Source organism: Geoalkalibacter sp. (genome assembly GCF_030604225.1).
GTDB lineage: Bacteria > Desulfobacterota > Desulfuromonadia > Desulfuromonadales > Geoalkalibacteraceae > Geoalkalibacter.
This window is the reverse complement of record NZ_JAUVWH010000064.1, coordinates 1-17,332: the sequence shown is the minus strand read 5'-3', so window position 1 is coordinate 17,332 and position 17,332 is coordinate 1. Positions and strand designations below refer to the sequence as shown.

15 protein-coding genes are annotated in these 17,332 nt (G+C 63.7%); 4 read left to right on the top strand and 11 right to left on the bottom strand.

The window, feature by feature from the left end:
* A partial coding sequence (locus tag QAT43_RS08640; RefSeq protein WP_305042658.1) for a PEP/pyruvate-binding domain-containing protein occupies positions 1–870 on the top strand: 870 nt, incomplete at its 5' end.
* An 83-nt stretch (positions 871–953) separates the two neighbouring features.
* On the opposite strand, the gene gdhA is transcribed toward QAT43_RS08640, so the two are convergent.
* The 3 genes from gdhA to QAT43_RS08625 form a co-directional block, all read right to left on the bottom strand.
* A complete protein-coding gene (gdhA, locus tag QAT43_RS08635; protein ID WP_305042657.1) occupies positions 954–2,303 on the bottom strand; it encodes an NADP-specific glutamate dehydrogenase in 1,350 nt (449 codons plus the stop codon).
* 270 nt (positions 2,304–2,573) lie between these two features.
* Positions 2,574–4,811, bottom strand: a complete 2,238-nt coding sequence (locus QAT43_RS08630) for a primosomal protein N' (RefSeq protein ID WP_305042656.1) — start codon at positions 4,809–4,811, stop codon at positions 2,574–2,576.
* A gap of 12 nt (positions 4,812–4,823) precedes the next feature.
* Positions 4,824–6,020 carry an FprA family A-type flavoprotein gene (locus QAT43_RS08625; protein WP_305042655.1) on the bottom strand — a complete coding sequence of 399 codons (1,197 nt, stop codon included), beginning with the start codon at positions 6,018–6,020 and terminating at the stop codon, positions 4,824–4,826.
* A gap of 157 nt (positions 6,021–6,177) precedes the next feature.
* Between QAT43_RS08625 and QAT43_RS08620 the strand changes: the two genes are divergently transcribed.
* Entirely contained in the window at positions 6,178–7,035 is an 858-nt protein-coding gene (locus QAT43_RS08620) for a metallophosphoesterase (protein WP_305042654.1), read from the top strand.
* A 25-nt stretch (positions 7,036–7,060) separates the two neighbouring features.
* Here QAT43_RS08620 and aroF read toward each other — a convergent pair whose 3' ends face one another.
* Entirely contained in the window at positions 7,061–8,071 is a 1,011-nt protein-coding gene (aroF, locus tag QAT43_RS08615; protein ID WP_305042653.1) for a 3-deoxy-7-phosphoheptulonate synthase, read from the bottom strand.
* Positions 8,072–8,261: 190 nt separating this feature from the next.
* Here aroF and QAT43_RS08610 point away from each other — a divergent pair, with 190 nt between their 5' ends.
* A complete protein-coding gene (locus QAT43_RS08610) occupies positions 8,262–8,585 on the top strand; it encodes a c-type cytochrome (protein ID WP_305042652.1) in 324 nt (107 codons plus the stop codon).
* 92 nt (positions 8,586–8,677) lie between these two features.
* Here QAT43_RS08610 and QAT43_RS08605 read toward each other — a convergent pair whose 3' ends face one another.
* The 3 genes from QAT43_RS08605 to QAT43_RS08595 all read right to left on the bottom strand — a co-directional run bounded on the left by QAT43_RS08605 (position 8,678) and on the right by QAT43_RS08595 (position 11,369).
* Complete coding sequence (locus QAT43_RS08605; protein ID WP_305042651.1) at positions 8,678–9,616, bottom strand: hypothetical protein; 939 nt, start codon at positions 9,614–9,616, stop codon at positions 8,678–8,680.
* 3 nt (positions 9,617–9,619) lie between these two features.
* Positions 9,620–10,447 carry a hypothetical protein gene (locus tag QAT43_RS08600; RefSeq protein ID WP_305042650.1) on the bottom strand — a complete coding sequence of 276 codons (828 nt, stop codon included), beginning with the start codon at positions 10,445–10,447 and terminating at the stop codon, positions 9,620–9,622.
* A gap of 238 nt (positions 10,448–10,685) precedes the next feature.
* Complete coding sequence (locus tag QAT43_RS08595; RefSeq protein ID WP_305042649.1) at positions 10,686–11,369, bottom strand: FKBP-type peptidyl-prolyl cis-trans isomerase; 684 nt, start codon at positions 11,367–11,369, stop codon at positions 10,686–10,688.
* A gap of 294 nt (positions 11,370–11,663) precedes the next feature.
* Here QAT43_RS08595 and QAT43_RS08590 point away from each other — a divergent pair, with 294 nt between their 5' ends.
* Complete coding sequence (locus tag QAT43_RS08590) at positions 11,664–13,262, top strand: sensor histidine kinase (protein WP_305042648.1); 1,599 nt, start codon at positions 11,664–11,666, stop codon at positions 13,260–13,262.
* A gap of 88 nt (positions 13,263–13,350) precedes the next feature.
* On the opposite strand, the gene QAT43_RS08585 is transcribed toward QAT43_RS08590, so the two are convergent.
* From QAT43_RS08585 to QAT43_RS08570, 4 genes are all read right to left on the bottom strand, one after another.
* On the bottom strand, positions 13,351–14,766 hold the full coding sequence (locus tag QAT43_RS08585; RefSeq protein WP_305042647.1) for a sigma-54-dependent transcriptional regulator: 1,416 nt from the start codon (positions 14,764–14,766) through the stop codon (positions 13,351–13,353).
* Between the two features lie 71 nt (positions 14,767–14,837).
* On the bottom strand, positions 14,838–15,326 hold the full coding sequence (locus QAT43_RS08580) for a hypothetical protein (protein ID WP_305042646.1): 489 nt from the start codon (positions 15,324–15,326) through the stop codon (positions 14,838–14,840).
* A 56-nt stretch (positions 15,327–15,382) separates the two neighbouring features.
* Positions 15,383–15,781 (bottom strand): hypothetical protein, encoded by a 399-nt coding sequence (locus QAT43_RS08575; protein ID WP_305042645.1) that lies wholly within the window; start codon positions 15,779–15,781, stop codon positions 15,383–15,385.
* 246 nt (positions 15,782–16,027) lie between these two features.
* The coding region (locus QAT43_RS08570) for a sigma-54-dependent transcriptional regulator (RefSeq protein ID WP_305042644.1) at positions 16,028–17,332 on the bottom strand (1,305 nt) is incomplete at its 5' end.

Genomic DNA, 17,332 nt, shown 5'->3' with positions numbered 1-17,332 from the left:
GACACCGGCCTGCCCCTCGATCTCTTCGCCATCCGCGACGAGGAGATCACCCAGCGCCTCGAGGAGCGCGGGCGCAAGGGTCAGCAGGCCTGGCTGCTGACCTTCGACCGGCTGCTTGCCGACACGCCCTTCTGTGCCATCATGCAGCGCCTGCTCAAAACCCTGGAGAAGACCTACGACTACCCCGTGGATGTGGAGTTCACCGTCAACTTCTGCGACAAGCAGCGGCCGCGCATCAACGTCGTGCAGTGCCGCCCCCTGCAGACCCGCGGCGAGCGCCAGCGCGTGGAGATTCCCGACACCCTCGACGACCAGCGCCTGCTGCTGCGCGGCGAGGGCAACTTCATGGGCGGCAACCTGAGCCTGCCCCTGGCGCAGATCATCTGGGTCGACGCCGAGGGCTACAGCCGCCTGCCCCTGAGCGACAAATACGAGGTGGCACGCCTGGTGGGGCGGCTCAACCGGCGCATTCGCCGCGAGGAGGAGCCCACCCTGCTCATGGGGCCGGGCCGGTGGGGCACCAGCACCCCGTCCCTGGGCGTGCCCATCACCTTCGCCGAGATCAACAACATGGCGGCTCTCGCCGAGGTCGCCTTCAGCAGCGAGGGCCTGATGCCGGAACTCTCCTTCGGCTCGCACTTCTTCCAGGATCTGGTCGAGGCCGACATTTTCTATCTGGCGGTGTTTCCCGAGGCGCGCAACGTCTATCTCAACCGCGCCTGGATGGCTCGCCAGCCCAACGCCCTGGAGGGCCTGATGCCCGCCAGCAGCCGCTTCAAGAGCGTGGTCAAGATCATGCGCGCCGGCGAGCGCCCCTTTCAATTGATCGCCGACGTGGTCAGCCAGCGCCTGGTGTGCACGCTAGACTGACTCCCTGCGCCATGCGCCATAACGCAAAAAGCCCGGCCATGCGGCCGGGCTTTTTGCGTTGTTGATCCTGTGGGATCTTGGACTTAAACCAGGCCCAGGGCAACCATGGCCTTGGCGACCTTGATGAAACCGGCGATATTGGCGCCGTTGACGTAGTTGCCGGGGGTGCCGTATTCCTCGGCGGTTTCGTAGCACAGATCGTGAATGTTCTTCATGATCTGCTGCAGGCGCTGCTCGGTGTACTCGAAGGTCCAGGAGTCGCGGCTGGCGTTCTGCTGCATTTCCAGGGCGCTGGTCGCCACGCCGCCGGCGTTGGCGGCCTTGCCGGGACCATAGGCGATGCCGGCTTCGAGAAACACGCGCACGCCCTCGGGGGTGGTGGGCATGTTGGCCCCTTCGCCCACGGCGATGCAGCCGTTCTGCACCAGGGTCTTGGCGTCCTTGCCGTTGATCTCGTTCTGGGTGGCCGAGGGCATGGCCACCTGGCAGGGCACCTTCCAGATGTTGCCCGCCTCGACGAACTTGGCGTCCTTGTGATAGTTCACATAGTCCTTGATACGGCGCCGCTCGATTTCCTTGAGCTGCTGCACCAGTTCCAGATCGATGCCCGCCTCGTGGTAGACATAGCCGCCCGAATCGGAACAGGCCACCACCTTGCCGCCGAGCTGGTTGATCTTTTCGATGGTGTAGATGGCCACGTTGCCCGAGCCCGACACCACGCAGGTCTTGCCCTCGAAGGAATCGCCGCGCGCCTTGAGCATTTCATCGACAAAAAAGGTCGCGCCGTAGCCGGTCGCCTCGGTGCGCACCAGCGAGCCGCCGTAATTTAGGCCCTTGCCGGTGAGCACGCCCAGCTCATAGCGGTTGGTGAGACGCTTGTACTGGCCGAACATGAAGCCGATTTCGCGGCCGCCGACGCCGATGTCGCCGGCCGGCACGTCGGTGTATTCGCCGAGGTGCCGATAGAGCTCGGTGATGAAGCTCTGGCAGAAACGCATGATCTCGTCGTCGGACTTGCCCTTGGGGTCGAAGTCCGAACCGCCCTTGCCGCCGCCGATGGGCAGGCCGGTCAGGCTGTTCTTGAAGATCTGCTCGAAACCGAGGAATTTGATGATGCCCAGATACACCGAGGGATGAAAGCGCAGGCCGCCCTTGTAGGGGCCAAGCGCGCTGTTGAACTGCACGCGGAAGCCGCGGTTGATCTGCACCTGGCCCTTGTCGTCCTGCCAGGGCACGCGGAAGATGATCTGGCGCTCGGGTTCGCAGATGCGCTCGATGATCTTGTGCTGGGTGAACTCGGGGTGCTTGACCAGCACCGGCCCGAGGCATTCGAGCACCTCGCGCACCGCCTGGTGAAATTCGGTTTCCCCCGGGTTGCGCTGCAGCACTTCCTGGTAAATCGCTTCGACCTTCTCATCGAGTTTAATGGTCATGAGAATTCATCCCCCTTTGGATTGATTGCGGTATCCCGCGTCGGCGCCGTTGCCGTTTTTGATCGGTGAGAAACACCTGGGCCAAGCCCAGGGCACCCCGCACAGAAAGCAAAAAGCAGGCCACAACGCCAAGGACGCCCGAGACCAGTCAACAACCCATCGGAAAAACGCCAATTTTACAAACATAAAGCTCCGCCGGACCGACATTGCGATGCGTCCAAGCGAAAACCTGTGTAACTCAAAAACTCACAAACGACTCAATCATCGCCCTCAGAGCATGTCGAGGGGATCCACGTCGACCGCCAGATTGAGGGTGCGGGGCAGCTTGCGGCGCACCGTCTGCACCAGACCGAGCAACTGATGAAGGGGGGCGCGCGCAGCCGCCTTGAGCAGAATCTGCACGCGGGTTTTGCCGCGCAGGCGAAACAGGGGACAGGGGGCGGGACCAAGAATTTCCACCGCGGATTCGGCGCGCCGCAGCTCCTCGGCCACTGCGGCGGCGCCTTGCTCAACGCGCAGGGGCTGCGCGCCGGACAGAACCAGATTGACCAGGTGGCCGAAGGGGGGATAGCCCAGCTCGCGGCGAAAGGCGAGCTCCTCCTCGTAAAAAGCGAGGTAGTCGTGGCGCGCGGCGCAGGCGACGGCGTGATGGGTCGGGGCATAGGTCTGAATGAACACCCGGCCGGGTTGCGCGCCGCGCCCGGCGCGCCCGGCGACCTGGGTGAGCAGGGCAAAGGTGCGCTCGGCGGCGCGAAAATCCGGGAAATTCAAACCAGCATCGGCGCCGATCACCCCCACCAGGGTCACACCGGGAAAATCATGGCCCTTGGCCACCATCTGGGTACCGACCAGGATATCGATCTCGCCCTGCTCCATGGCGCCGACCAGATGCTGGTGCGCCCCCTTGCGGCTGGTGGTATCGCGATCCATGCGCGCGATGCGCGCCGCGGGAAAGGCCGTGGCCAGCTCTTCCTCAAGCCGCTCGGTGCCCGTGCCTTCGGGCTCGATCTGGCGGCCGCCGCAGCCCGGACACTGCTCGGGCGGGCGCTGGGCAAAATCGCAGTAATGACAGCGCAGACGGCGGTTCGCCTGGTAGTAGGTCAGGGTGATTTCACAATTGGGGCAGCGAAAGGTGGCGCCGCATTCGCGGCACAGCAGATAGGGGGCGAAACCGCGCCGGTTGAGCAACAGCACCGACTGCTCGCGACGGGCGAGGTTCTCGCCCAGGGCGTCGCGCAGCTCCGGCGCCAGGGCGCCGTCGAGGCGCCGGCCGCTCAGATCGACGAGCCGCACCTCGGGCAGGGGCCTATCGAGCACCCGCGCGGCGAGGGGCAGATAGCCCATGCCCGCGCTCCGGGTGCGATAAAAGCTGGTCAGCGAGGGCGTGGCGCTGCCCAGCACCACCAGGGCGCCGGCCATCTGGCCGCGCAGCAAAGCCAGATCGCGCGCATGGTAGCGCAGGCCCTCGCCCTGCTTGTAGCTGCCTTCATGCTCTTCGTCGACCACGATGATGCCCGGGTCGGGCAGCGGCGCGAAGACCGCCGAGCGTGCGCCGATGACGATTTGCGCCTCGCCGCGGGCAATGGCGCGCCAGGCGTCGTAACGCTCGCCGTCGGACAGGCCCGAATGCAGCACCGCCACCCCATGGGGGCTATGCTGAAACCGCGCGCGAAAGCGCCCCACGAGCTGCGGCGTCAGGGCAATCTCCGGCACCAATACCAAGGCCTGGCGTCCGGCCTCAAGCACGGCGGCGATGGCGCGCAGGTAAACCTCGGTCTTGCCGCTGCCGGTCACGCCATGGAGTAGAAAAGGAGAAAAATGCCGCGCCGCGACCTGCCCAAGCAGGGCGGCCAGGGCACGCTGCTGGTCGGGGGTGGGATCCGGCCGGACATCCTCCGCCACCGGTTGCGCGAAAAAGGGATCGCGGCGCTTTTCGCCCTCGCGAACACTGAGCAGACCCTGCTCCGCCAGGCGCTTGAGAAGCGCGTAGGGCGCGGGGAAGGCGGCGGTGATGCCTGAGAGGGGAACTTCGCCGCGGGCGCGCAGCCAGGTCAGCAGCTCGCGCTGGCGCGCGCCGCGCGGCATGGCGTCGCCTGGCGTCGCCCGGTAATAGCGCTCGGCGAGAATGCCCACCCCCGCCTCCAACCCGGCGAGACCAGCGGGCAGGGCCGTGCGCAACACCTCGCCCAGGGGATGGTGATAATAGGCGGCGCAGCGCTGCAAAAAGGCCAGGAGGTCGGGATTGAGCAGGGGCTCGGCATCGAGGACGGCGAGCATCGGGCGCAGTTCCCGCGCCGCACCGGGCGCGACCTGAAGCACCACGCCCAGCGCCTGCCGGCGACCCAGGGGCACGCGCACCCGCATGCCGGGGCGCGCCTGCGCCGCCAGGTTTGCAGGCACCAGGTAGGACAGGGGACGTTCGAGAGGCGCCAGCACCACCACCGCGGCCACCAGGCCCTCAAGCGCCCCCAGGGACGCGGCATCCGCCCCCTTCGCGGCTGGGATCATCAAATCAGCGCCTCAAACCGCCGGGGTGAGGCTCCGCGCCACCTTGCGGCCGAAGTCCCGGCAGGCGTCCATGTCCTTGGCCGTCGGCGTAAAGCGAAACGACAGCCCCTCCACGGGCAGCTGGTATTTGAGGCCGCGCAGGCGCTCCTCGATGAGCTTGGTCGCCTCGCCGCTCCAGCCGAAGGAGCCGAACACCGCCCCGACCTTGCCCTTGGGCGTCACCGAGGAAAGCAGCGACAGCACCCGCCACACCGGCGGCGGGGCATCGCGGTTGATGGTCGGCGAGCCGATCACCAGGGCATCGGCGCGCTCCAACTCTTCGCGCACCAGCTCATCGTTGAGATCCACCAGGCCGAATTCCGTGACCTGCGCCCCGGCCTCCTCCAGCCCTTCGCGCACCGCGCCCGCCATGCTGCGGGTATTGCCGTGGGGAGAAAGTGTCAGCAACAGCACCTGCTTGTGCGCGCTGGGCGGCGGCGCGGCCGCCCACTCGCGATAGGCATTGATGGCCTTGAGGGGATCGCGCCGCAGCAAAGGGCCATGGGAGGGGCAGAGCAGCGTGATGGACAACCCGTCGAGCTTGGCCGTCGCCTCGCGGATGGACGCCTTGAAGGGACGCATGATGGTGTCGAAATAGAAGTGGAACTCGGCGGAAAAATCCTCGACCTGATCGTTGTACAGCCCGTCGCCGCAATAGTGGGCGCCAAAGGCGTCACAGGAAAACAGCAGATCCTCCTCGGGCAGATAGGTGAACATGGTGTCCGGCCAATGGAGGTTGGGCGCCGCCAGAAAGCGCAGGGTCTTGTCGCCGAGGCTCAGCTCCTCGCCATCGCTGACCGCGTGGGCGCGAAAGGGGATTTCGTAGATCTGGCGCAGAAAATTCTCGCCCGCCCGGGTGCAGTAGATCTCGATGTCGGGATTGATTTCCAGCAGCCGCCCCAAGGCGCCGGAGTGGTCGGGCTCGGTGTGATTGACCACCACCACGTCAATGTCGGACAGCGGCACGAGCTTTTGCAGCTTGTCCAGGTATTCGTCGGTGAACAGGCCCTTGACCGTGTCGATCAGGGCGATTTTCTCCGAACCGCGCACCAGATAGGCATTGTAGGTGGTGCCGTGACGCGTCGGAAAAAGTTCGTCGAACACCTCCAACTCAGGATGACGCGCCCCCACCCAGAACACCTCGGGACGAATCTCGGCGAAACTCGACATGGTTTCTCTCCTTTATGGCAAAGTTGAACCCAAGGCCAATGGTTGACAATTTCGGTAAACTATAATCACCAAACAGCTCCTTGGCAAGACCACTCTGGTCGGTTGCGCCGCGAACTGCTATAGTGCTTTTTTGTCAACCCGCAAGCGAGCTTGGTCCATGGAAGAAACCGCCCCCTGCCCGTCCCCTCCGCCAACCACCCTGTCGCGGCGCACCTTTCTGGCCCTGGGCGGACTGGGCGCGAGCGGCCTGGGTCTGGGCCACGGATTCTGGCACGCGCCTCGGGCCGTCAGGATCGAGCCGGTACGCCTGCCCCTGGGCAAAATGGCCGCGGGCGCCAGACTGCGTTTCGTCCAGCTCTCGGATCTGCACATCCAAAGTTTCGCGCCCTATCACCGCAAGGTGGCGAATCTGGTCAACGGCCTGGACGCCGATCTCATTCTCATCACCGGAGATTTTCTCGACCGCGAGCGCAACCTGACGGCGGTTCGGCAATTTCTGGAATTGCTGCGGGCCCCGCACGGCATTTTCGCGGTGCAGGGCAACTGGGAATACTGGGCGCGCATCGAAGGGGAGAATCTGCGCCAGGCCTTCGCCCGCTGGGGCGTAACCCTGCTCATCAACGAGCGCGCCGATCTGAGCCTGGGCAACACGCCCCTCTCCCTTCTGGGCCTTGATTATCCTTCCCCGGCCGATGCGCTCAAGACGTTGCAATCCCAGGCCGACCCGGCGCGCGTCAATCTGCTGCTGTCCCATGTGCCGGCCTTCGCCCACGAGTTGCTCGACGGCCGCATCGACCTGCTGCTCAGCGGCCACACCCACGGCGGGCAAGTGCGCCTGCCGGGGGTCACGCCCTTCTACCTGCCGCGTTTTTCCGAACCCTTCGTCGCCGGACTCTACCGCGTCGGTCCCGACACGCCCCTCTACGTCAATCGCGGCATCGGCACCAGCCTGTTGCCGGTGCGTTTTCTCTGCCCCCCGGAAATCACCCTCTTCGAACTTCAAGGGACGGGATAAGGGCCGCGGCGATCCGCCGTCCAGCTTAATAGCCCAGGTAGCCGAGCAGCACGCGAATCTCGCTGGTGAGCAGGCTGAAGCCTTCGCCGTCGAGGCTCTGGGCCCCGTCGCACAGCGCCTTGGCCGGATCGGGATGGACCTCGACCATGATGCCGTGGGCCCCAGCGACCAGGGCCGCCTTGCTCATCACGCCGACCAGGGAGCGTTTGCCGGTGGCATGGCTGGGATCGACGATGATGGGCAGATGACTCAATTCCCGCACCAGGGGCACCACCGAGAGGTCAAGGGTGTTGCGCGTGGAGGGTTCGAAGGTGCGTATGCCGCGTTCGCAAAGAATGACCCGAGAATTGCCCTCGGCGAGCAGGTATTCCGCCGCGGCCAAAAACTCCTCGATGGTGGCGCTCATGCCGCGCTTGAGCAACACCGGATGGCGGATGCGCCCAACTTCCTTGAGCAGATCGAAGTTCTGCATGTTGCGCGCGCCGATCTGCAGGATATCGGCGTAACGGCACACCACGTCGAGCTGCTCGATGCGCATGATCTCGGTAATGACCGGCATGCCCGCCTCGTCGCCGGCCTGGCGCAAGAATTTGAGCCCTTTTTCGCCCAATCCCTGAAAGGAATGGGGCCCGGTGCGCGGCTTGAAAGCGCCGCCGCGCAGGACATGAGCGCCCGCGGCACGCACGATGCGCGCCGCGGCGAGCATCTGTTCCGGGCTCTCGATGCTGCACGGGCCGGCAATGATGACGGGTGGATGCCCGTCGCCGATTTTCAGGGAGCCGACCTCGACCACCGTGGATTCCGGATGGAAATCCCGGGAAACCAGCTTATAGGGCTTGCTGACGTGGATGCATTCGCGCACCCCGGGCAGATTGCGAATGGCGGTGTCATCCACGTAGCCCTGATTCCCCAAAACCCCGATGGCGGTGCGCTCGCGACCGGGAATGGGTGCAGCCTGCAAGCCCATGGCCTCGACGGCATCCTGCACGGCGCGCACCTGCGCGGCCGTGGCGTTGTGTTCCATGACGATCAGCATAAATAAGTCAATCCTCCTCCAGAATATCTCGACAGCTTTTCAGCCTACCGGGCGCCAGGCGGTTTGGCAACCGGCGGCCCGAGTCTTTTTCGCCTCATTCCTTGCGGGCAAGCGGCGATCCGCTATTCTATGGACAATGCCAGGGACGCTCCGTCCGCACAAACTCAATGCCAAAGGAGATTTGCCGACCATGACCAAGCGACAACATGCCAAAGCTCTCGCCCTTGCCTGCCTTTTTGCCTTGGCCGCCGCCACCCAGGTGTCCGCCGAGGACGCGCGCGGCCGCGAACTGCTCAATGCCCTGGGCTGCAAGGCCTGCCACCAACTCGAAGGCAGCGGCGGCGCCCTCGGCCCGGCGCTGGACGGCGTCGGCCAGCGATTGGGCGCCGAGCAGATCAACAAGCAGATCACCGAACCCGCCAGCGCCAACCCTAGCACCATGATGCCGAGCTACGCCCACATCCCCGAGGAAGACCTCAAGGCACTGGTCGACTTCCTGGCCACCTTGAAATAGGCGCGGCCTTCCCACCGACAACGACAAAGGCGCGGCCATTCGGCCGCGCCTTTGTCGTTTGCTGAGGGGGCATCCCCGGTGCAGCGTGTCACTTACTTCCGCTTGACCGGCAGGTCATGCGGATTGAGGTGACAGGTCAGGCACTTGGGGAAGCGCGTATGCAGGTTTTCGCTGTGCGGCAAACCATGGCAAGAGGAACATTCCGGAATCTTGCCGTGCTCCGTATGGCAGACGCTGCAATTGACCTGGCCGTGCTTGCTCGGCGTCTTCTTCCAGTCGCCGTAGGCCTGGGTGTGGCAGGCTTCGCAAGTCCGCGCCACGGTGGTGGCGGTGAAGACGATTTCCAGCGGCTTGTGCACCGGGTGACACTCGGCGCAGCTTGCCAGTTCCTGCCCGTCGTAATGGGGCTTGTGGCATTCGAAGCAGGAAGGCACATAACCGTGCTTGTCGTAGTGGCAAGCCGTGCAGCCGACCTGGGTGTGCTTGCTCTTGAACTGGTTGAGCTGTCCCGACGGCCCGGTATGGCAGTCGCCGCACGCCTGGGCGACAGGCGTTCCCGCGTAGGGGATATGGAGCGGCTTGTGCGGGTTCTGGTGGCAGGACAGGCAGTCCGGAAACTTTTCCCCGTGGGGCAGGGTATGACAGCTGGCGCACTTGGGCATGATGTCGTCCCAGTTCTGCCGCGTCGGATTGTAGGCGTGAAACACCTGGTGGCAGTCCTGGCAATCAAAGCGGTGCCTGCCGCCCTGGTCACGGATGGCGTTGAAATAGGTCGGATGACACTGGCCGCACTGAGCCACCGTGAGGGGCTCGGGGACCACGTCGTAGGCATCGCCCGCCACGACGGGCGCCGCCTTGGGCGCGGGCGCGGCAACGGGGGCCGGTGCGGGCGCCGGGGCCGCCTTGGGCGCCGGCGCCTCGGGAGCTTTGGCCTCGGTGCCGGGCAGGGTGCAGGCCGCCACGGCGACCAGGGACAGCAGCCCCAGACCCGTCAAGAGCGGACGCAGAAGGCTTCTCTTCGCTTGCTTCATGGCTTATTTCCCCTTCGGCTGTGCCTGTGCCGGCCAGTTGTTCAGGTCATGGGCGATGTTGTGGCACTCGCCGCAGCTCGGGAAGCGCTGGTGAATCCCGGCGGCATGGGGCGTTCCATGGCAGTCGCTGCACAGCGGCACCATCTTGTGCTTGTCCTGGTGGCAGTAAACGCAGGCCAGGGACTGGTGCTTGCTCTGGTTGGCGGTGAGCTGGGTATAGGCCGTGCCGTGGCAGGCGGCGCAGTGGATGGAGGGCATCTTGTCGTCGTAGGTGACCAGCAGCGGCTTGTGCGCCTGATGGCAGCTCGCGCAATCCTTCTGCGTCATTTCCTGGCTATGCGGCTTGTGGCAGAGCACGCACTCGGGAATCATGCCGTGGGTGTCGGCGTGGCAGAAGTTACAGGCCACGTCATTGTGCGCGCTGGGATTGGCGGTGAGTTGCTGGCCGATGGGCGCATGGCAGGTGATGCATTCGGCCTTGAGGTCGCCGGAGAGGTTGAGCTCCAGGGGGGTGTGGGCATTGCTGTGACACTGGCCGCAGTTGGGCAGCTCGAAGTGAGGATTGCCCACATGGCACATGGAGCACTTGGGAACGATATCGCTGACCTTGGGGGGATGACCCACATGGCAATCCATGCAGCCCACCGCCGTCTTGTGCTTCATGCCCTTGGCCTCGATCTGCTGCGGTTGCGCCTCGTGACACTTGACGCAGTCCGAATTCTGCAGCGCGGTTGCCTGGGCGTGGACGGGCGTCACCGCGCCGAGCACCAGGCAGGCCGCCACCACCAGGGCGCCTCGAACCAAAACTTGCCAACCTTGTGACTTTCTCATTGCATTGTCCTCCTGTCTCCCAACTCGTTAAGAAAAATTCCCCGCGGGGAATCAGAACCTCCACATCAACAACGACCAAAACGCGCCGGCCGCCGCCCCCTGGTTGGAGCGGCGCCGCGCGCACCTCATCTAATTAGCTCACCCCGCCGGCAATGTCAACCGGCAGGGCGGCATACTGCATACAATTTTCACGAGCCCGCCCCCTAAGGGAGTTGCGGTTTTGGGCGGAGAATTCGCCCTAATTGACGGTCAGCAGCTCGACGTCGAAAATCAGGGTGGCGTTGGGACCGATGACCTGGCCGGCGCCGCGCTCGCCATAAGCCAGATCGGCGGGCAGGAAGATCTTGTATTTGGCGCCTTCCTGCATCAGCTGCAGGGCTTCCGTCCACCCGGGAATCACACCGGATACGGGAAAGGTCACGGGTTCGCCGCGGCCGTAGGAGCTGTCGAATTCGGTGCCGTCGACGAGGGTGCCGCGATAATGCACGGTGACGGAGCTGTCGGGACCGGGCGTCTTGCCCTTGCCGGATTCAAGAACTTGATATTGCAGGCCGCTCGCGGTGGTCTTGACGCCTTTTTTCTTGGCGTTTTCCGCAAGAAAAGCCTTGCCCTCCTCCAGGTTTTTCTTGGCCAGGGCCTCCTGCTGGGCGAGATGCTGCGCCATCATTTCGCGCTGCATGCTCTCCATGGCGGCCTCCATCTCCTCCTCGCTCATGCGCGAGGTGCCGGCCTGGGCGTCGCGCACGCCGGCGGCGATCAGGTCGGCGTTCACCTGCACGCCGCCCATTTTCAGATCCTTGCCCAACTGCTGTCCCAGGGCGTAGGAAAATTTGTCCGTGCCCGCTTCCAGCGGCTGGGGCTCAGCGGCGCGGACGGGTACGGCGAGCAGCACGCCAAGGAGCAGGACGACGATGCTTTTCATGGAGGGAAGATCCTTTCGTTGGGGAAATAGGAAAACAGAGGTTACGGAAAAATGCCCGCGGAAATCGAAACCACGGGCACGGCGGTGCCCTTCTAATACCGCGCCGGGGCCGCCTCTGTCAACCGGAGAAAACAGGGCGCAACCAAGCTGATTCACGCCGCTTTCAGCATCGCGCCGCGAGGCGGATTCTCAGACAAGCCTAACAAAACTCGCATTGACTTATACGCCCGGGCCTCGATAATAAATGGCGGATGAATTGCCTTTCCGGAGCCTCTCGGCCGAAAGGAGGCCCACGTGCGTTTCAACCTGATCACCAAGCTGACCCTGGTCACCGGCCTTGTGCTGATGCTGGCCATGCTGCTCTTTGCCGCCCTCAACATCAAGACCCTCAAGAAGATCTTTCTCGAGGAAGCCATCCACGATGTCGACAACCTGAGCGAAACGCTCATCCGCTCCACCCACTACCAGATGCTCGAGGACGACCGCAAGCGCGTCTACCAGATGATCCAGGAGGTGGGCACCCAGCGCGGCATCGAGCACATCCGCCTGATCAACAAGGACGGTGAGATCACCTTCTCGACGGAGCGTGTCGAAATCGGCGCCATCCTCGACAAGAACACCGAGGGCTGCAATGTCTGTCACGCCAAGGACACGCCCCTCACCCACGCCTCGACCATGAACCGCAGCCGCATCTTCGAGGACCGCAACGGCAAGGAAGTGCTGGGCATGGCCAAGGCCATCTACAACCAGCAGAGCTGCGCGACCGCCGAATGCCATTTCCATCCCCCCGACGTCAAGATGCTCGGGGTGCTCGACGTCATCGTCTCCCTCGACGGTCTTCAGCTGCAAACCGACACCTACCGCAACAACATTCTCGTGCTGACCCTGATTCTGCTGCTGATTCTGGGCTCCTGCCTGACCCTGGTGACGCAGAAATTCGTCACCCAGCCCCTCAACAAGCTCCTCGAACACACCCAGCGCATCGCCCAGGGCGACTGGGCGTTGATCGATCTGCCGAGCCAGGACGAATTCGGGCGCCTGGCCTCGTCCTTCAACGACATGACCCACAACCTCAAGCAGGCCCAGGATGAGCTGGCCCTCTGGGGCAGCCAACTGGAAGCCAAGGTCGAGCAGCGCACCCATGAAATCAAGGAGATGCAATCCCGCCTGATCCGCTCGGAGAAGATCGCCTCCCTCGGCGAGCTGGTGGCGGGCATCGCGCACGAGCTCAACAACCCCCTGACCGGGGTGCTCATGTTTTCCTCGATGATCGCCGGCGACTCGCGCCTGGATCCGGCACTCAAGCCCGATTTCGACACGATTGTCCGAGAAACCCAGCGCTGCGCGGGCATCGTGCGCGGCCTGCTCGATTTCGCGCGGGAAAGCGTTCCCAGGAAATCCCTCGGCGCGGTGGAGCAGATCCTCGACCAAACCCTGTCCCTGGTGGCCCACCACAGCTCCTTTCACGACATCGAGGTGGTGCGCGACTACGGCCGCACCCCGGAGATCCTGGCCGATCCCAACCAGTTGGAGCAGGTGTTCATGAACCTGTTCATCAATGCCAGCCAGGCCATGGAAAGCGGCGGCACCCTGCGCGTCCAGACCCGCACCGCCAACGATCACGACTGCGTCAAGATCCGGATCAGCGACACCGGCTGCGGCATCCCCGAAGACAATCTCACCAAGATCTTCGATCCCTTCTTCTCGACCAAGGGGCACAAGGGCACCGGCCTCGGCCTGTCGGTTTCCTACGGCATCATCGAAAACCACGGCGGCCATATCGAGGTGGAAAGCCGCATCGGCGAAGGCACCACCTTCACCATCAGCCTGCCCTTGGGCAGCGATTTCCAGAGGGCCGGCGAACCGGACGGCATGATCGCCGCCGGTCCCTGATTCCCGCCGGTTTCCCCCGCAAACACCAAAGCCGTCCCCCTGCTGGAGGACGGCTTTGGTGTTTGTTGAGGGTGGTGCCGCGCCGCGCTCAGACGCTGGTGTGCTCGCGAACGGAAATGCCCTGTTTCTTGAGCAGCGCCTGAAAGTTGGGGCGCAACATGCCGACTTCCTCGGCCGCGCGGGTCACGTTCCAGTCATTGCGCTTGAGGGCGTCGAGGACAAAGGCCCGCTCCACGGGCATGACGGCCTGCTCACGCACCTGGCGCTTGGTTTCCTTGAGTTCGTCGGCGGTGCGCGGCACGTAATGACAGGAGAAGCGCTCCTCGTCCCCACCGCCAAGCTGCAATTCCAGGTCGTCTTCCTCGATCAGATCCCCCGCGGCCAGCACCACCGCGCGCTCGATGACGTTTTCCAGTTCGCGCACGTTGCCCATGAAGGGATAGCGCTCGATCTGCGCCATGGCCTCCGGCGTCAGCCCGCGAATTTCCTTGCCGATTTCCTGGGAGAATTTCTGCAGGAAATGGCCGACGAGAATGGGCAGGTCGCCCTGGCGCTCGCGCAGGGGCGGCAGGTCGACGGGGATGATGTTGAGGCGGAAGAACAAGTCTTCACGGAACCGCCCCTCGGCGACCAGTTCCTTGAGGCTGCGATTGGTGGCGGCGATCAGCCGGATGTCAATGGGCACCGGCTTGGTGCCGCCGATGGGCACCACCTCGCGCTCCTGCAGAACCCGCAGCAGCTTGGCCTGGGTGGTGAGACTGATGTTGGAGACCTCGTCGAGGAACAGGGTACCGCCGTCGGCGACCTTGAACAGGCCGGTCTTGGTCTGCACGGCGCCGGTGAAGGAGCCCTTGATGTGACCGAAGAGTTCGCTCTCCAGCAGGCTCTCGGCCAGGGAGGTGCAGTCCACGGCGACGAAGGGCTGATCCTTGCGCGCGCTGTTGCGGTGGACGGCCCGGGCCACCAGTTCCTTGCCGGTGCCGCTCTCGCCGGTAATGAGCACGGTGCTATCGGTGGGCGCCACCTGAATGATGCGCCGATAGACCTTTTCCATCGCCTTGCTCTTGCCCACGAAGGAATCAAAGCCCTGGCGATCCCGCAGCTCTTTCTTCAGATAGAAGTTTTCCAGCAGCACCGCGCGCTGATCCAGGGCTTTTTCGACCCGCTCGCGAATCTGCTCGGGCGTGAAGGGCTTGGCCAGATAATCGAAGGCGCCGTTCTTCATCGCCTCGACCGCCGAATCGATGGTCGAGTAGCCCGTGATCATGATCACGGGAATCTCCGGCTGCAGAATCTTGATAGCCTTGAGGACATCCATGCCATTCATCCCCGGCATCTTCAAGTCGGAAATGACCAGCTGATAGTCGCTTTCCTGAAGCTTTTCCAGGGCCAGGTGCCCGCTGGGCGCCAGATCGACCTGGTAGCTGTCGCCATCGAGACTGCGCCTGATGGCTTCCCGGATCACAGCTTCATCATCGACGATGAGAATTCGCTTCTTTTCCATGACCTCTAATGACTCCTTTGATTGCAACACACCCTAAAAAACCAACCCAATGAAATGAAGCACTTCAAGCTTTACAAGGGCCTGTTTGTTCTTACGCGGTCGTAGGCACGCCCCCTGAGATGATCCAGAACCGACAGAATCAAGCCGGCGAGAAAGACGGCGACGAGATTTTCCGGCAAGGCCCCGGCGCTGAAATAGAGCAGGTAAAACACCGAGCGCAGCGCCAGGTGGAGCCAGCCGCGCTCGGGCTTGGTGCCGTGGATGATGCCATGGCAGGACACGGCCACCGAGGAGACAAAATAGGCCGAGAGCAGCAGACTGATCAGATGCGGCGGCGGCGGGTCGCCGAGATGCAGCCGAAGGGCTTCGGGAATCGCGGCGGAGAAGCTCACATGCTGGAGCGACACCGCGATCAGGGTCACTACCACGAAAAAGAGCACCGCCCACAGGGTGCGATCGGCGCAGCTGCCGTCTTGAGCCTTGGCCGCGAGGGTGCGGCGCATCCCGGATGAACGCAGGGAACGAAATTTTCTGTTGGACGGATCAGGGATGTTCAGCATGGCTGGTTTCCTTTCCGGAAAAATTCTCCCGGCGACGCGAAACTTCCGGCCCCGGCTTAGCCCCGCGCCTTGCCCGCGCTGTTGAAGGCGCACTCCACCGCTTGGCGAATCTCTTCGTTGTCCTCGGTTTTCTGCGGCCGCAGGGCATGGTAGAAAATGCCTTCCTCGCGGATTTTTCGCTCCTGGGTGACGGACTCCGCATCGGAAACCAGAATGATCGCCAGCTTCCGGTTGCACTTCTTGAGCAGGTGAATCAGGTTGGCGGGCGCGACCTTCTTGTCGAAATCGCTTCCCAGCACCAGCACCGGCGCCTTGCGGTCGAGGATGCTGCACAGGACGTTCACCGCCGAATCCGTGGTTTCGACCTCATACCCCGCGTCGGCAAAAAATTCGGCCATCTGCTCACGATAGTCGCTGTCTCGATCCGCAATCAGAATTCCCCGGTCTCTGGTCATGATATGGATCCCGTTCCTTGAAGGCCTTCGGCATGCGCCTCGGTCGATTGAGCAATGATTCCCGGCTTTGCTCATGAATATTCAAGGGACGTGCCAACCTTGAAGACGAAACGATTTAGAGTATTTTCAATGACTTACAATGAAAAGGCGAAAGAACGACGCCGAGGGTGATTTCCAGAGCGGCAGGAATTTTCTTGTCGGACAGGAATTTTCTTGCGGGACAGGAAAAATGCGGGAAAGGAGGACTCAGTCGCCGCGCGCGATCCGATGGGTCTTGAGCAGGGCGTAGAGCCGGGACTGGGACAGCCCGGCGATTTGGCAGGCTTTCTGGATGTTGTTTTCCGTCAAGGCGAGCAGATCCTGCAGATACTGCTTTTCCGCCTGCTGATAGATGCTGTCGCGAAAGTCCTGAAGGCTGGGCAGACTCGCCTGGGGCGGGGAAACCGTTCCCCCGCCCTTTGCCGACAGGGCGCCGCGGGCGATCTCGGCGCGCAGCGCCGGGGGCAGATGCTTGGGAAACAGGGTGGCTTCGAGAAACGCCGCATCCAGGGCACGCTCCAGGGTTTGCAAGAGCTCGCGGACGTTGCCCGGCCAGGCGTAGCTCTGCAGGGTGGGGATGAAATCGGGCGAGAATCCCTTGGGCGGGATGTGCTTGCGTTCGCACAACTGATCAACGTGGGCGCGAGTCAGGTCGCGGATGTCCTCAAGGCGCTCGCGCAGCGGCGGCAGTTCAAGATGAAAGGCGCGCAGGCGAAACAGCAGGTCTTCGCGGAACACCTGGCGCTGCACCAGGGCGTCGAGGTCGCGGTTGGTGGCGGCGACCAGCCGAAAATCGCTCTGTTCCTCGCGGCTGCCGCCCAGGGGCCGGAAGCGGCGCTCCTGAAGAACGCGCAAAAAGGTCTTTTGCAGGGCCAGGGGCAGCTCGCCGACCTCGTCGAGAAAGAGCGTGCCGCCGTCGGCCTCGGCGATGAGTCCCCGGCGGTTTTTTTCGGCGCCGGTGAAGGTGCCTTTCTCATGACCGAAAAGCAGGGCCTCGACCAGGTTCTCAGGCAGCGCCGCGCAGTCGACCACGATGAACGGTCCCGCGGCGCGCCGGGAATTGTTGTGAATCGCGCGGGCGAAGAGTTCCTTGCCCGTGCCGGTTTCGCCGGTGATCAGGGCGTCGGCTTCGCCCAGGGCCGCCTGGGCGACCAGCTCCAGGCAGGCGCGCAGCTTTTGGCTTTCACCGATGATGCCCTCGCGCTTGAGGGCCGAAATCTTCGCGCCGCGCTGGGCGAGGCGCTTTTCCTGGCGATATTGCAGGGCGCGGTCGAGGGCGAGGTTGATCTCCTTGGCGGAGGCGGTTTTTTCCAGATAGTCCCAGGCGCCGGACTTGATGGCCAGCTCCGCCCCCTGGGGATCGCCGAAGCCGGTGAGGATGATGACCTCGGGGGACGAAGGGGCGCGCTCGAGATCCGGCAGCGCGTCAAGACCGCTGCCGTCGGGCATGCGCACATCGAGAAACACCACGTCGACCTCGTTGCCCCGCGCCGCCGCGATCCCCTGCGCCAG